11 protein-coding genes are annotated in these 15093 nt (G+C 70.1%); 2 read left to right on the top strand and 9 right to left on the bottom strand.

Features of this window, described 5'->3' with window-relative positions:
* Position 1 precedes the first annotated feature (1 nt).
* Together RIM90_RS05300 and RIM90_RS05295 are read right to left on the bottom strand one after the other, a co-directional pair.
* Entirely contained in the window at positions 2 to 1615 is a 1614-nt protein-coding gene (locus RIM90_RS05300) for a sugar phosphotransferase (protein ID WP_309059373.1), read from the bottom strand.
* A 15-nt stretch (positions 1616 to 1630) separates the two neighbouring features.
* A complete protein-coding gene (locus tag RIM90_RS05295; RefSeq protein WP_309059372.1) occupies positions 1631 to 3259 on the bottom strand; it encodes a stealth family protein in 1629 nt (542 codons plus the stop codon).
* Positions 3260 to 3711: 452 nt separating this feature from the next.
* Here RIM90_RS05295 and RIM90_RS05290 point away from each other — a divergent pair, with 452 nt between their 5' ends.
* Complete coding sequence (locus RIM90_RS05290; RefSeq protein WP_309059371.1) at positions 3712 to 4815, top strand: LCP family protein; 1104 nt, start codon at positions 3712 to 3714, stop codon at positions 4813 to 4815.
* Positions 4816 to 4894: 79 nt separating this feature from the next.
* On the opposite strand, the gene RIM90_RS05285 is transcribed toward RIM90_RS05290, so the two are convergent.
* On the bottom strand, positions 4895 to 6016 hold the full coding sequence (locus RIM90_RS05285; RefSeq protein ID WP_309059370.1) for a hypothetical protein: 1122 nt from the start codon (positions 6014 to 6016) through the stop codon (positions 4895 to 4897).
* 144 nt (positions 6017 to 6160) lie between these two features.
* On the opposite strand from RIM90_RS05285, the gene RIM90_RS05280 reads away from it, so the two are divergent.
* Entirely contained in the window at positions 6161 to 6532 is a 372-nt protein-coding gene (locus RIM90_RS05280) for an NTP pyrophosphohydrolase (RefSeq protein ID WP_309059369.1), read from the top strand.
* Between the two features lie 40 nt (positions 6533 to 6572).
* Here the strand turns inward: RIM90_RS05280 and RIM90_RS05275 are convergent, their stop codons facing one another.
* From RIM90_RS05275 to RIM90_RS05250, 6 genes are all read right to left on the bottom strand, one after another.
* The gene (locus tag RIM90_RS05275; protein ID WP_309059368.1) at positions 6573 to 8096 is read right to left on the bottom strand and encodes an amino acid permease; all 1524 of its coding nucleotides are present in this window, start codon (positions 8094 to 8096) and stop codon (positions 6573 to 6575) included.
* Positions 8097 to 8246: 150 nt separating this feature from the next.
* Positions 8247 to 10178 (bottom strand): 1-deoxy-D-xylulose-5-phosphate synthase, encoded by a 1932-nt coding sequence (gene dxs, locus RIM90_RS05270; RefSeq protein ID WP_309059367.1) that lies wholly within the window; start codon positions 10176 to 10178, stop codon positions 8247 to 8249.
* A 194-nt stretch (positions 10179 to 10372) separates the two neighbouring features.
* Positions 10373 to 11665: a sugar ABC transporter permease gene (locus tag RIM90_RS05265; RefSeq protein WP_309059366.1), complete on the bottom strand. Its 1293-nt coding sequence runs from the start codon at positions 11663 to 11665 to the stop codon at positions 10373 to 10375.
* Entirely contained in the window at positions 11662 to 12453 is a 792-nt protein-coding gene (locus RIM90_RS05260) for an ATP-binding cassette domain-containing protein (RefSeq protein ID WP_309059365.1), read from the bottom strand. Before RIM90_RS05260 ends, RIM90_RS05265 begins: the two co-directional genes overlap by 4 nt.
* Positions 12454 to 12632: 179 nt before the next feature.
* Entirely contained in the window at positions 12633 to 13733 is a 1101-nt protein-coding gene (locus RIM90_RS05255) for a sugar ABC transporter substrate-binding protein (RefSeq protein WP_309059409.1), read from the bottom strand.
* 134 nt (positions 13734 to 13867) lie between these two features.
* Positions 13868 to 15079, bottom strand: a complete 1212-nt coding sequence (locus RIM90_RS05250; protein ID WP_309059408.1) for an ROK family transcriptional regulator — start codon at positions 15077 to 15079, stop codon at positions 13868 to 13870.
* Positions 15080 to 15093 lie beyond the last annotated feature (14 nt).

Raw genomic sequence — 15093 nt, 5'->3', positions numbered from 1 at the left:
CTCACGACTGGTTGTCCGGTTCCTCGGGATCCCCTTGCTCGAAGACGGCGGCCACGGGGAAGTAACGGTGCAGGAAGGTGATGACGGTTTCGGTACCGCCCCGGCCGAGGGCCTGCTCGGTGCCGAGGCCGAGGAGCCGGATCTGCTGGGTGTCCCTGCGGACGAGGAGGCGTCGCAGGTGGTTGTCGATGCCGGGCAGGGCAGCGTGCAGCGCCACGGACGCCTCGCCGGACGGGTCGGCGAGGCCCGCGACGTAGCCGCAGTGGTGGACCAGTCCGTCCATGGGGTGCGTACCCGGCACGACGGGCGTCCGCTGGCCGTCGATGAGCTCCAGGGGCACGGCACCCGTCCGGGCGATCCGCTCGAGGACGGCGCAGCTGTAGGGCTGGGGTCCGTCCGCGTAGCCGTGGGCGGTGACGCGTCCGGTCGCCGCGTACGCGGCGCGAGTCCAGGCGGAGAAGGACTCCTCGGCGGTCCAGGGGCCTTTGCGCGGACGGGTCGCACCGCTCGGGGCGAAGTAGTCGAAGGGCCTGACCGGCCGGCCGAGCAGGGCTCCCGGCCGCAGCAGCAGGAAGTGACCGGCGATGTCGGGCAGCCGGTGCAGGTCCCATTCGGCGCCGGGGCGCGCGGGCACGATGCTGAGACGCTCGTCGGACCGGAGCCAGGACGGAACGGGAGCCTGCGCGAGGACGTGGACGACGTCCACCCAGGGCGCGTACTGGTGCAGCGAGCGGAGCGCGGCACGCAGGAGCTCCTCGCCCCAGGGCGTGGGGTGCTGCCACAGGAGGACCGCGTCGACGGGGAAGGTGATCTCCTCCAGGCGGGGGACGTCGAAGCCCTCCAGCGTGATCGTCGGCTCCATGTCGCCGTCGGTGTCGCAGTACCCGGACAGCCGGTCGAGGCCTATCTCGATGCCCGGTGCGTCGCTGGGGACGGCGCGCTGGACCCGGTTGGGGCGGGGGCCGATGAGCCGCTCCTGGGGCAGGTCGGTGTTGACCGTCCAGAACTCGATCTCGACGCCCTGGTCCTCCCCGGTCCAGAGGTTCTCCGTCGGATCGGTGCGCAGCCAGGTGAGGCGGATCACCCGCGCCTTGCCGAAGTGCTTCCAGGCCTTCACATGGCTGCCGGGGATCGCCTGTGTGTCGTTGTTGGCGGGCGAGACGGAGACCACGTATCCGGTGTGTTCCTCCAGCAACGCGCGGAGCGCTCTGCGCACGGCCCCCTTGTCCCGCTGCTCCACGGCGATGCAGAGACGGCGGTCGTCGAGGGCGGGAACCGCGAACCACGGAATGTCGGCGGTGTCGAGCGCGTGAGTGACCAGGTCGTGGTCGAGCCTGCGGGCGGCGTCGACGGACAGCCCGGTGTGCACGTGGCCCACCCGGCCGTCGGGCGCCTTGGTCCTGCGCTCCGAGTGACCGAAGTCCGCCTTGCGGACACGGCGCAGGGCGCGGCGGTGCAGCCGCGCCTCGCGCTGGCTCAGCCTACGGGCGAGTCCCCGCTTGACCTTGCGCCGGACGCGCCCGGGCACGGTGCTGGCGGCGACGGAGCGGACCGGCTGGGGGACGAGTCGTTTGTAGACGTGGGCGGCGGAGCTCAGCGACGTCGGATCCGGCACGTCATGAACTCCGTCTCATCGTTCGTACGGGCTTGGGGTGGGGAAGTAGGCGTTGAGGAATCCGTCGAGCAGTTCCTGCTGGGCCTCGATGTCCTCGGGTGTCGAGAACGCGTCGTTGAGGCAGAACGAGTCCTGGTTCCTGCCGTCGAGCAGCCGTTGCAGCCGGTCCGCGAGGTCGGGCACGGCCAGTTGCAGATAGGTGAACGGCATCGAGCCCGGCTGCGCCCGTCCGGTGAGGGCCGCGTAGTAGAGGGCGAAGGACGATGTCGGCGACAGGTCCGTCATGGCCCGGAACCGGCTGGCCGACGTGCGTGCCCATGCCTCGGGGAAGTCGCGCTCGGCCTCCTCCATCGCCGAACGCCGCAGGGCGTACGGAATGTGTTCCATGGGTTGCGTGATCACCCTGCCGAAACGTTCCATCAGGAGGGCGCGGTTGTTCTTGCAGGCCGCGTCGACCGGTGTGTCGGTTTCGGCCACGGGCCCCTGCGGGATGCGGTTGCGCGAGGGGAAGTAGCGCGCGGTACCGCTCGGGGTGAAGAAGGCGTGCGGCGCCACCGGGCGCCCGATGAACATGTCGTCGTTGAAGTACAGGAAGTGCTCCGCGAGCCCCTCGATGTGGTGCAGCTGGCTCTCGATCGAGTGGGAGTTGAACGTCGGCAGGTCCTCCGGCCGGCGGAAGATCTCGCGGTGGGTGGCGATGCGCAGCCCGGGCACGTCCTCCCGCAGCCAGGCCGGGACCTGGTCGTCGGTGACGATGTAGATGTTGCGGATCCACGGCGCGAACAGGTGCAGGGAACGCACCGAGTAGCGCAGTTCGTCGCGGCTGATGAAACGGGCGTCGCTCGCGGACTCGGCGTGGTAGACCTCGCCCTTGGCCTGCGCCTTGCGCTGCTGCCAGACGGGATCGTTGCCGTCCACCCAGGTGTAGACGGCGTCGACCGGGAAGGTGATGTCGTCCGCGCAGTTCACCAGGAACTCCGGCCGGGTGGCGAGCGCCGGCGCCAGGTGCCGCGGGGTCCAGTCCGACACGAAGCGGCTGAACATCCGGGCGGCGCCGAGCACGTTGGTCCCGCCGGCCGCGACGGCCCAGGTGGCGCGGTTGGCCCGGGGGGCGACGAGGTGGGTGCCGTGCGGTCGCCAGAACTCGATGGCACAGCCGTACTCGTGTCCCAGGAGCAGGTGCCGGCCGGGGTCCGTGCGGTACCAGCTGACCTGGAGCACGCGTGCGGTGGCGACGTCCCGCCAGGCTTTCGGGTCGCGGGAGGACACGGGGCGCGCGGGCCGGGGCGCCTCCGGGTCGATCACGCTCAGGTGGCCGGGGTACTGCCCCAGGCCGCGGAAGACCACGCCGAGCACGCGCTCGCGGTCCGCCTCGGCCACGGCGACCACGGTCCCGTGGTCCGAGGTTCCGCGTACGGCGAAGTACGGGACGCCGGCGGAGTCGAGCAGCGAGGTGAGCGCGGAGCGATTGGCCTCTCTGGCCATCAGCGGGGTCAGCCCGGGCTCGACGTAGACGTCGTCCTGCCCGGCACCGGTGAGCGGCTGCCGGCCGGACGCCTGTCCGGCGGTTCCCGCGCCGCCGTGCCGAGGGTGGCCGAAACCACCCGCCGTCCGTTGGACCGCGGGGTCGGAAACGGTCGTCACACGGCCCGCCCTTCACGGGTCGACGCGCACAGCGACACAGCCACCCCTCCTCCATCCCGCCCCAGCCGGAGGCCGATGACGCGTACCGGTGGCCGCCCGCCCTCGTGCCCCCCCGGGCTCGAAATCAGCGGCCACTCATCCGCCGGCAGCACCGCCGGCATCACTCATGTAAAAACTTAAACCTTCACAGGCCTGACACATCATCACTAAGCGCTCCTGCGGATGTCAACAGCAGTCGTAAATGACAGAAAACACACATCTTTCCGTCTCGTGATCGAACAGACGATGTCCATCGGGTGACGGAGGACCCACCCGTCGGGACGGGGATTCGGTCTATAGTTCGGACATACTGCGGCGTCCCGTGGTTGTCCGGGCTCGGCCTCTCCCCCCACTCGTGCCCTCCCCACGTTTTCATCCGGCATCGAGTCACGCAGCGAGAGAGGAACCCAGGCATGACGCACGCCCTGACGGACATGGACACCGGGCCCCGCAGGTCCCGACGTGCTCAGTCCAGTCGTCGGGCCAGGCCGCCGCGCCGCCGCCGGGTGTGGCGCCTGCTCCTCCTGGGCCTCGTGGTCCTGCTCCTGGCCGTCGGCGGCACCGGGTACTGGTTGTACAGCGACCTGAACAACAACCTCGAGGGTGTCGACCTGGACAAGGCGATCGGTGACGACCGGCCGGAGAAGCTGCCCACCTCGGGACGGAACATCCTGGTCCTGGGCTCCGACTCGCGTTCCGGGGACAACGCCTCGCTCGGCACGGGCGACGTCTCCGGTGCCCGGTCCGACACCGCCCTGGTCATGCACATCCCCGAGGGCCGCACGGAGGCCGTCGCCGTCAGCATCCCGCGCGACACCCTGGTCACCCGTCCCGAGTGCACCAAGCCGGACGGCTCCGTCCTTCCCTCCGCGGAGCGCGTCATGTTCAACTCCGTCTATTCACTGGCCGGTCCGGCCTGCGTCGTGAAGACCGTGGAGCAGATGTCCGGCACCCGCATGGATCACTTCATGGAGATCGACTTCTCCGGGTTCAAGGAACTCGTCGACGCGATAGGCGGCGTGACGGTCACCGTCGACGAGCCCATCCGGGACAAGTCCAGCGGGCTGGACCTGGAAGCCGGTACCCACAGGCTGAACGGCACCGAGTCGCTCGCGTTCGTCCGCACCCGGCACGGCGTCGGCGACGGCAGTGACCTCGGTCGCATCGGGCTCCAGCAGCAGTTCATGATCGCCCTGCTCTCCGAGATCAAGAAGCAGGACCTGCTGGGCAGCCCCACGAAGACGTACCGGATCGCCGACTCGCTGACCGGCTCCCTCACCACCGACTCCGAGCTGGCCTCGCTCACCTCGCTCGCCGAGTTCGGACGCAGCCTCAACGGCGTCGAGCCGTCGCGCATGGAGACCATCATGCTCCCGGTCGCGTACGACAAGAAGGACCCGAACCGGGTGGTGGCCGCCGAACCCCAGGCGAGCCGCCTGTGGAAGGCACTGCGCGAGGACAAGGAGATACCCGAGTCCGCGAAGAAGTCGCCCGCCACCGGCCGGACGGCGTCCTGACCGGACCGGCAGCGGCACAGCGGGGCGGGGTTCGCACAGGTGCGGGCCCCGCCCCGCGGCACGTCACGGGAAGGACGCGTCAGACCCGGACCGAGGGGGCCATGGCCAGGCCCGCCTCGTCGTTCTGCCGGGCGACGTGCAGCCCTCCGTCCGCGCCGACCATGGCGAGCACGACACGGCCGTACGCGTCCCGCGCCAGCGCCGGTGCGCCCACGCAGTGCTCGCCGGTCGGCGACCACCAGACGCCGCCCTGCTCGTTCTCCGTGCCGCAGGCCGCGAGCATGACCTGCCCCTCGATGTCGCGATGGGCCAGCACGGTGCAGTCGTATCCGTCGAGCGCCGTACGGAGCACCGCCACCGGGTCCTCGCCGGGCGCACCGCCGAGAGGGATCACCCAGCCGCCGGGACGATGCGCGACGATCCCGCCGGTGGCCGGGTCGGTCCAGTAGTACGTGGCCCGGTCGGGCGCGGTCTCCAGGGCCACCGCGCTTCCGCGGGTCACGGCGAGCGGGATGTTGGGGGTCTGGCGGAAGTCGCCGTCGGCCCGGTCCTGCACCCAGCGCATCATGAGGTTCCGCCCGCCGGCCATCGCCTCGATCCGTCCGGAGGCATGGGTGACCACCACCAGGGGGTCCTGCGCCAGGCTTCCCTTGAGGTCCGTCCACGGTCCCCACTTGCCACCGGGCAGCTCGCGGCGGAGCATGACGCCGCCCCCCGCGTTGCGCACGAAGACGTGCACCGTGCCGGACGAGCTCACCGCCGCGGCCGGCGTGCCGAGCCGTGCCGCCTTCTCCCGGTCCTTGTGCGGATTGCCCAGCGACCGCCACTCGGTGACGGGGCGACCGGTCTGGTACTGGATGGCGTGCACGAGGTCCACGGCGGGCGGCCCGTCGCCCTTGTGCACCTCTCGGCGGCCGAGGAAGTGCACATAGGTGTCCGCCCCCTGAGCCACCCTGATGTCGGACACGTCCGGAACGGGGCAGAGGACCGGGCCGGACCACTGAGGGCCTCCCGGCCGGACTTCCGTCCAGCGCAACATGCCGCCGTGGCCGCGGGCGTACGCCGTGAGCCTGCCGTCCTTGCCCAGGACGAGCCACGAACCGGTGACCGTGCCGAGCGCCTCCTGCCGCTCGGTGGCCACGCCGCTTCCGGCACCGGCCGTTCTCCGCTGGGCGGCGGCGCGCCCGGACTTGGTCCGCATGACGTGAGCTGTCCCTTCCCATGATGCTCGGCGCGGCTCTCCGGCCGCCTCCTCGCACCAACACATGGGAGGCCGAGCGTGCCCATCATAGGATGAACGTTCGACCAACACCGTAGGACGACGGGGTGTGCGACCCTGACCTTCATGACGGCCCCCTCACTCGTGATCATCGACGCCGCCAACGTCGTCGGTTCCGTCCCCGACGGCTGGTGGCGCGACCGGCGCGGCGCGGCCGAGCGGCTGCGGGACCGGCTGGCGCGCGACGGTGTCCCGGGACACGACGCTCCCGTGGAGATCGTGCTCGTCGTCGAGGGCGCGGCCCGCGGCGTCGCGTCCGTGCCCGGTGTGCGGGTCGACGAGGCGCCCGGCAGCGGGGACGACCGGATCGTCGAGCTCGTCGCCGAAGCAGCCGGACGGTCCTGTCTGGTGGTCACCGCCGATCGTGAACTGCGGCGTCGCGTAGGTGAGTTGGCCGCCGAGGTCATCGGGCCGCGCAGCGTGCTCGGCCGGTCCTGAGGAAGCGGGGAGGACGAGGCCGGAGCACGGAGGGTCCCGGTCACCGGGTGTCGTGTCCCGGGGGACGCATGACGTCGCCGGCCGTCGTCTCCTCCCCGCGGGCCAGGCGGCTGTGGCTCCGGCTGTAGACGAAGTAGACGACGATGCCGAGGGCCATCCAGACGGCGAACCGGACCCAGGTCTCGGCGGGCAGGTTCAGCATCAGCCACAGCGAGGCGGCGACCGACACGATCGGCAGGAACGGCACCCAGGGGGTGCGGAAGGAACGGTGCAGGTCGGGGCGGGTCCGGCGGAGGATGATCACGCTGACGGCGACGATCACGAAGGCGAACAGCGTGCCGATGTTCACCAGCGCGGCGAGCTCGTTCAGCGGGGTGAAGCCCGCGAGGACCGCGATGACGACGCCGAGCAGGATGGTCGGCCGGTGCGGGGTCTTGAACCGGGGGTGGACCCGGGAGAAGAACCGGGGCAGCAGTCCGTCGCGGCTCATCGCGAAGAACACACGGGTCTGGCCGAGCAGCAGGATCATGCAGACGGTCGTCAGGCCGACGGCGGCTCCGAAGCTGATGAAGCCCGCGAACCAGGGGTGCCCGGTGGCCTTGAACGCGTCCGCGAGCGGGGCGTCCACGGACAGCCGGCTGTAGTGCTGCATGCCGGTGACGACGATCGACACCAGGACGTACAGCACGGTGCAGATGAGCAGGGAGCCGAGGATGCCGCGGGGCATGTCGCGCTGCGGGTTCTTGGTCTCCTCGGCGGCCGTGGCGACGATGTCGAAGCCGATGAAGGCGAAGAAGACGACCGAGGCGGCGGTGAAGATGCCCATGACGCCGAAGTTGGACGGCGCCCAGCCGAACATGAGCTGGATGAGCGGGGAGTCGAGGTTGTTGCCCGCCTCCACGGGCTGCGCCTTCGGGACGAACGGGTCGTAGTTGTCGGCGGTGACGAAGAAGGCACCCGCGACGATCACGACGAGGACGACGGTCACCTTGATGGCGACCACGAGCGAGGTGACCCGGGCGGACAGCTTCATGCCGAGGACGAGGATGCCGGTGAGCACCAGCACCAGGACGGCGGCGAGGATGTCGAACCCGAAGCCGTCGGCGCCCTCGCGGCTGCCCAGGACCGCGGGCATCTCCCAGCCCGCGTTGCCCATGAGCGACTGGATGTAGCCCGACCAGCCGACGGCCACCACCGCCGTGCCGAGCGCGAACTCCAGGACCAGGTCCCAGCCGATGATCCACGCGGGCAGCTCACCGAGGGACGCGTACGAGAAGGTGTAGGCGGAGCCCGCCACCGGGACGGTGGAGGCGAACTCGGCGTAGCAGAGCGCGGCGAGCGCGCAGACGACACCGGCCGCCGCGAAGGCCAGGGCCACCGCGGGCCCGGCGTTGTTCTTGGCGACCGTACCGGTGAGGACGAAGATGCCGGTGCCGATGATGACGCCGACGCCGAAGACGGTCAGGTCCAGCGCGGACAAGGATTTCTTGAGCGCGTGCTCCGGCTCCTCGGTGTCGAGGATGGACTGCTCGACCTTCTTCGTCCGGAAGAGGGGGCTTGTCACGGGTACCTCCCACGCTTGTCGTCCTCGACATGATCGAGAGGGGGCGTAGGTCGAATGCCCCGGCGCGGGAGCCGTCACGCGGATGGGCCGCCCGCACCACTCTTCACGGTGGCACGGGCGGCCCATCCGGGCGACGCGTGGGGGGGCCGTTCAGTCGCGGGCGGGTTCCACCGAGTCGACGGCGTCGGCCGTGGAGCGCTCGTACCTGCCGTCCAGCTTGGCCACCAGGCCGGTGACCTGGCGGGCGATGTCGGGGGCGGTGAGCCCGATCTCGGCCAGGACCTCGGCGCGGGAGGCGTGGTCGAGGAAGCGCGGCGGGATGCCGAAGTCGCGCAGCGGCACGTCGACGCCGGCGTCGCGCAGGGCCTGGGCGATGGCGGAGCCGACGCCACCGACGCGGGAGTTGTCCTCGACGGTGACGACGACGCGGTGCTTCTCCGCGAGCGGGGCCATGGCCTCGTCGACGGGCTTGACCCAGCGCGGGTCGACGACGGTGGTGGAGATGCCCTGCCGGTCGAGGAGGGCGGCGACCTCCAGGCACATCGGGGCGAGGGCGCCCACGGAGACCAGCAGGACGTCGGGGGCGTCGGTGCCGGACTCGCGCAGCACGTCCATGCCGCCGACGCGGCCCACGGCGGGCACGGCGGGGCCGACGGCGCCCTTGGAGAAGCGCACGACGGTCGGGGCGTCCTCGACGGCGACGGCCTCGCGCAGCTGGGCGCGGACCTGGTCGGCGTCGCGCGGGGCGGCCAGGCGCAGCCCGGGGACCACCTGGAGGATCGACATGTCCCACATGCCGTTGTGGGAGGCGCCGTCGGTGCCGGTGATGCCGGCCCGGTCGAGGACGAACGTCACGCCGCACTTGTGCAGGGCCACGTCCATCAGGACCTGGTCGAAGGCGCGGTTGAGGAAGGTGGCGTACACGGCGAAGACGGGGTGCACGCCGGCGTGGGCCAGGCCCGCCGCGGAGACGGCGCCGTGCTGCTCGGCGATGCCGACGTCGTAGACCCGCTCGGGGAAGCGCTTGGCGAACTTGTCGAGGCCGACCGGCTGGAGCATCGCGGCGGTGATGGCGACGATGTCCTCGCGCTCCTCGCCCAGTTTGACCATCTCGTCGCCGAAGACGGAGGTCCAGTCGGCGCCGGAGGAGGCGATCGGCAGACCCGTGTCGGGGTGGATCTTGCCGACGGCGTGGAAGCGGTCGGCCTCGTCCGCCAGGGCGGGCTGGTAGCCGCGGCCCTTCTCGGTGAGGCAGTGCACGATCACCGGGCCGCCGAAGCGCTTGGCGCGGGCCAGGGCGGACTCCAGTGCCTCGATGTCGTGGCCGTCGATGGGGCCGACATACTTCAGGCCGAGGTCCTCGAACATGCCCTGCGGAGCGATGAAGTCCTTCAGGCCCTTCTTGGCTCCGTGCAGGGTGTCGTAGAGGGGGCGGCCGACGACCGGGGTGCGCTCCAGGAGGTCCCTGGTGCGGGCCAGGAAGCGCTCGTAACCGTCGGTGGTGCGCAGGGTCGCCAGGTGGTTGGCGAGGCCGCCGATGGTGGGCGCGTAGGAGCGCTCGTTGTCGTTGACGACGATGACGAGCGGGCGGTCCTTGGCGTCGGCGATGTTGTTCAGCGCCTCCCAGGCCATGCCGCCGGTGAGCGCGCCGTCGCCGATGACCGCGACGACGTGGCTGTCGCGTTTCTTCAGCTGGTTGGCCTTGGCGATGCCGTCGGCCCAGCCGAGGACGGTGGAGGCGTGGCTGTTCTCGATGACGTCGTGCTCGGACTCCGCCTGCGAGGGGTAGCCGGACAGGCCGCCCTTCATCTTCAGCCTGGAGAAGTCCTGCCGGCCGGTCAGCAGCTTGTGCACGTAGGACTGGTGGCCGGTGTCCCACAGGACCTTGTCCTTGGGCGACTCGAAGACCCGGTGCAGGGCGATGGTGAGCTCCACCACACCGAGGTTGGGGCCGAGGTGGCCGCCGGTCTTGGAGACCGCGTCGACGAGGAAGGTCCGGATCTCCCCGGCCAGCCGGTCGAGCTCCTCCGGGCTGAGCCGGTCCAGATCGCGCGGTCCCCTGATGCGGGTCAGCAGCGGCACCCGTGCCTCCTTGCAGTAGAGCTGATCGAGCTGTTGCCGGGCTCGTCGAGTCTAATGTTCCGCTCCTGCGGGCGGTGCCCGGGCGGTGCGTCGTGCGTCACGCGTTCGGCAGTACCCGGGATCGCCCTGTCCCATGACATGGCCGTACCCGGCACCGCCGTGGGTGCCGGGCACGGGACCGCGAGGGACGGGGCCTAGGCGCGGCCGGCCGTCTTCTGCGTCTTGCGGGTGACCGCGTCGATGACGACCGTCGCCAGCAGCACGCCACCGGTGATCATGTACTGCACCGGGGAGGCGATGCCCTCCAGGGCGAGGCCGTACTGGATGGAGACGATCACCATCACACCGAGCAGCGCGTTCCACGTGCGGCCGCGGCCGCCGAAGAGGGACGTGCCACCGATCACCGCGGCGGCGATGGCGTTCATCAGCAGGTCACCACCGCCGGCGCCCTGGTTGGCGGAGGCGATCTTCGAGGCGATGAACAGACCGCCGAGCGCGGCGAAGGTACCGGCGATCGCGAAGACCGAGATCCGGACCGCGGCCACGTTGATGCCGGCCCGGCGGGACGCCTCGACGCTGCCGCCCAGGGCGAAGACCTTGCGGCCGTAGGCGGTGCGGCGCAGCACGAAGTCCGTGACCAGCAGGACCGCGAGGAAGATCACCACGGCCAGCGGCAGGCCCTTGTACTGGTTGAAGACGATCGCCACGACGAACGCGAGGACGGCGAGCAGCACGGTCCGCACGATGATCTCGTTCAGCGGCCGGGACGGCACACCGGCGGCCTCGCGGCGGCGGTTGTCGAAGAAGGCGGTGAGGAAGTACGCCGCCGTCACGACGATCGCCAGGCCGTAGGCGGCGGCCACGTCGGAGAAGTAGTAGCTGGTCAGCTTGGCGACCACGCCCTCGGAGTCGAGGTTGATGGTGCCGTTGTCGCCCAGGATCTGGAGCATGAAGCCGTTCCAGAACAGCAGGCCGGCCAGGGTGACGGCGAACGCCGGAACGCCGACCTTGGCGAAGAAGAAGCCGTGGATCGCGCCGGCCACCGTGCCGGTGAGGATGGCCAGCACGAAGGCGAGCCACTCGTTCATGCCGTTGGTGACGCTCAGCACCGCGAAGGTGGCGCCCGCGACACCGCTGACCGAGCCGACCGACAGGTCGATCTCGCCGAGCAGCAGGACGAAGACGATACCGACGGCGATCATGCCCGTGCCGACCATGGCGACGGACATGTCGGAGAAGTTTCCGGCGGTGAGGAAGTTGGAGTTCAGGCCGGTGAAGATGGCCCAGATGACCAGCAGGCCGATGACGACGGGAATGGAGCCCAGGTCACCGGACTTCATCTTCCGCTTGAACTCGGTGACGTAGCCCGCGAAGCCCTGCTCGCGCACCAGCAGCCGGGGGTCGACGACCGGGACCGCGGCGGCGGCCGCCTCGGGGTTCTCCACGACGTGGTCCTCGGCGGGCGTCGTGGTCTTTTCGGTGCTCACTTCTTGATCTCCCCATTGGTGCGCGCCGCACGACGGGTCACGGCGTTGTCCGTGGCGCCCGTGATGGCGGAGATGATTTCTTCCTGCGAGGTCGACTTGACCTCGAACACACCGTTGTTGCGCCCGAGGCGCAGCACGGCGACCTTGTCCGCCACGGCCTTCACATCGGCCATGTTGTGGCTGATGAGGATCACCGCGTGGCCGCGCTCGCGCAGCCGCTCGACCAGGTCGAGGACCTGGGCGGTCTGCTCGACGCCGAGGGCGGCGGTGGGCTCGTCGAGGATCACCAGCTTGGGCTCGCCGAGCATGGACCGGGCGATGGCCACGACCTGGCGCTGACCGCCGGAGAGGGAGGCGATCGGGATCCGGACGCTCGGGATGCGGATCGAGAGGGTGTCGAGGAGTTCGCGCGAGCGGCGCTCCATCTCCACCTCGTCCAGGACGCCGCGCTTGCGGATCTCCCGGCCCAGGTAGAGGTTGCCGACGACATCGATGTTGTCGCACAGCGCGAGGTCCTGGTAGACCGTCGCGATGCCCAGGTTCTGGGCGTCGTGCGGCTTGTTGATCGTGACGGTCTTGCCTTCCCACTCGATGGATCCCTCATCGATGGGGTGCACGCCGGCGATCGTCTTGACCAGCGTGGACTTTCCGGCGCCGTTGTCGCCCACCAGGGCGACCACCTCACCGGCGTGGACCTCAAGCTCTACGTCGGTGAGCGCCTGGACGGCACCGAACCGCTTGGAGACCCCGCGCAACGCCAGCACGGGCGTAGCGGACACGTGAACCATCTCCTTCGCCGCCTGACCCGGCGGGAGGTTGTGCAGAGAATTTGGGGGGTGTTCCGTCCGGCGCCCCGCGTAGCTTGCGGGGCTGGTGTGTGCGGGGCGCCGGCGGAGCGCGTGGCAGTCGGTCCCGTACGGCAGTCCGGTCACGGACTCCCGTGTGTGTCACGGGACTCGGGGACTGCTTACTTCAGACCGATCTTGTCGCAGGCGGCCTTGTACTTGCCCGCGCAGATCTCCTGGACGGTGTAGATGCCGTCCTTGATCACGGTGTCCTTGATGTTGTCCTGGGTCAGCGACACGACCGGGACCAGGACCGCGGGGATGCCCTTGTTGGTGGGGCTGTCGACCTTGTCCTTGGCGATGGAGTCCAGCGACTTGCCCTGGGCGAGCGCGACGGCCATCTCCGCGGCGACGTCGGCCTCCTGCGGGTACGGCTTGTAGACGCTCATGTACTGCTCACCGGTGACGATGCGCTGCACACCCGCGAGTTCGGCGTCCTGGCCGGTGACCGGGATGTTGTCGATGCCGGCGGCCTTCAGCGCGGTGATGATGCCGCCCGCCATGCCGTCGTTGGCGGAGTAGACGCCGACGATCTTCTTCTTGCCGAGGGCGGAGATGGCGCCCTCCATGTTGGCGTTGGCGTTCTCCGGCTTCCACTCCTTGGTGTCGTACTCGCGGCCGATCTTCACCTTGCCGTCGAGGACGGAGTGCGCGCCCTCCTTGAACTGGGCGGCGTTCGGGTCGGTGGCGGACCCGTTCATCATGACGATCTGGCCGTCCTTGGCCTTGTCGCCCAGCGCCTCCAGCAGGGCCTCGCCCTGGGTCTTGCCGACGGTCACGTTGTCGAACGAGGTGTAGGCGTCGATCGGGCCCTCGGCCAGGCGGTCGTAGGCGACGACCGGGATGCCCGCGTCCTTGGCCTTCTTGACCGAGCCGGCGATGGCCTTGGAGTCCACCGCGTCCACGATCAGCACGTCGACCTTGTTGGTCACCATCGTGTCGACCTGCTGGTTCTGCAGGCTGGCGTCCTGCTTGGCGTTGGCGTAGACGACCTCGCCCTTGTTGTTCGTGAGCTCCTTGACCTTCTTCTCGATCAAGGGCTTGTCGAACTTCTCGTACCGTGCGGTCTGGTTCTCCGGCAGGAGCAGACCGACCTTGATGTTGTCGCCCTTGGCGGCGGAGTCGCCGGAGTCCTTCTTGTCGCCCGACTCCTTGGCGCTGCCACAGGCGGCGAGCGAGACGGCCATCGCACCCGCGGCGATGGCGACGGCGGCACGACGCATACGCGTGTTCACTTCTACAAACCTCCCTGACGAGGCCGCGTCGTTGCGGCCGAGGTGGCTGGAAGTCAACTCGGCCACACGTGCGACGTCAAGAAGTAAATCCTTAACGAGATGGCAACGGTGCCATCCGTTCTCTAAGTGAAGACAGGGGTCGCCGCCGCGAGCGAACCGGTCGCGGTGCCGTCCAAAAGGGTCGAATCACCCATCTCGCTGAGGGCGAGGGCGAGCGCTCCGAGCACCTCCGCACGACCCCCAAGTGCCCCGGGAAGAACGGACAGTTGGCGCGCCGCGCTGGGGATCGCGTAGCGGCCGACGGACTCCCTGATCGGCCCGAGCACCAGCTCGCCGGCCTCGGCGAGATCGCCGCCCAGGACCACCCGGCTCGGGTTCAGCAGGTTGCAGAGATTGGCGACTCCCATGCCGATGTGGCGGCCGACGTCGGCGATCACCCGACGGCAGCCCGGGTCCCCGTCCCGCGCCAGCCGTACGACGCCTTCCATCGTCAGGTCGGTGCCGTGACTGGGCTGGAGCAGCGGCAGCACATAGCGCGCGGCCGCGAAGGTCTCCAGGCAGCCGCGATTGCCGCAGCGGCAGACGGGGCCGGATTCATCGAGTGTAATATGTCCGATTTCCCCCGCGGTGCCGCCGGGACCGCGGTAGATCTTCCCGCTGATCACCAGGCCCGCGCCGACACCGCTGGCGACCTTGATGTACGCCAGGTCGCGCACGCCGCGGCCGCTGCCCCAGACCATCTCGCCGAGCGCGCCGAGGTTGGCGTCGTTGTCCACGTGCACCGGCACGCCGAGCCGCCCCCGCAGCTCCTCGGCGGGCTTGGTGCCGGTCCAGCCCGGCAGGATCGCGGTCGAGCCCAGGCTCCCGGACTCCACGTCGATCGGCCCCGGCACGCCGAGACCGACTCCGGCGATCTTGGCGCGGTCCACCCCGGTGGCCTCGATCAGCCGGTTGACCAGCTGTTCCGCCCGGTCGAAGCCCTGCGTCGAGGAGGCGTCCACGTCCAGCGGCTCGGCCTCCTCGGCCAGCACCTGATGAGCGAGGTTCCCGACCGCGACCCGCAGATGGGTGTGCCCGAAGTCGACGCCGATGACGATGCCGGCGTCCCCGCTCAACGAGACGCTGCGGGCCCGGCGTCCGCCCGCCGACGTGGGCGTGACCTCGACCGTTCCGCCGTCCTTCAGTTCCCGGACGATGTTGGAGACCGTCGCCGCGGACAGACCCGTCGTCCTCGCGATCTCGGCCTGGGTGAGGGAACCCGCAAGACGTACTGCTCGGACGACCCGCTCCAGGTTGGCTCGGTGCAGCGACGACTGCGACCCCGGAGTCTCCACGACGACCTCCTGCG

It is taken from the genome of Streptomyces sp., from assembly GCF_031181555.1.
Classification (GTDB): Bacteria; Actinomycetota; Actinomycetes; order Streptomycetales; family Streptomycetaceae; genus Streptomyces; species Streptomyces fimbriatus.
This window is presented reverse-complemented; position numbering and strand designations above follow the sequence as displayed.

Coding starts and splice junctions, on each gene's coding strand:
- RIM90_RS05290 (WP_309059371.1), top strand. CDS start 3,712: ATGACGCACGCCCTGACGGACATGGACACCGGGCCCCGCAGGTCCCGA.
- RIM90_RS05260 (WP_309059365.1), bottom strand. CDS start 12,453: ATGGTTCACGTGTCCGCTACGCCCGTGCTGGCGTTGCGCGGGGTCTCC.
- RIM90_RS05285 (WP_309059370.1), bottom strand. CDS start 6,016: ATGCGGACCAAGTCCGGGCGCGCCGCCGCCCAGCGGAGAACGGCCGGT.
- RIM90_RS05255 (WP_309059409.1), bottom strand. CDS start 13,733: ATGCGTCGTGCCGCCGTCGCCATCGCCGCGGGTGCGATGGCCGTCTCG.
- RIM90_RS05280 (WP_309059369.1), top strand. CDS start 6,161: ATGACGGCCCCCTCACTCGTGATCATCGACGCCGCCAACGTCGTCGGT.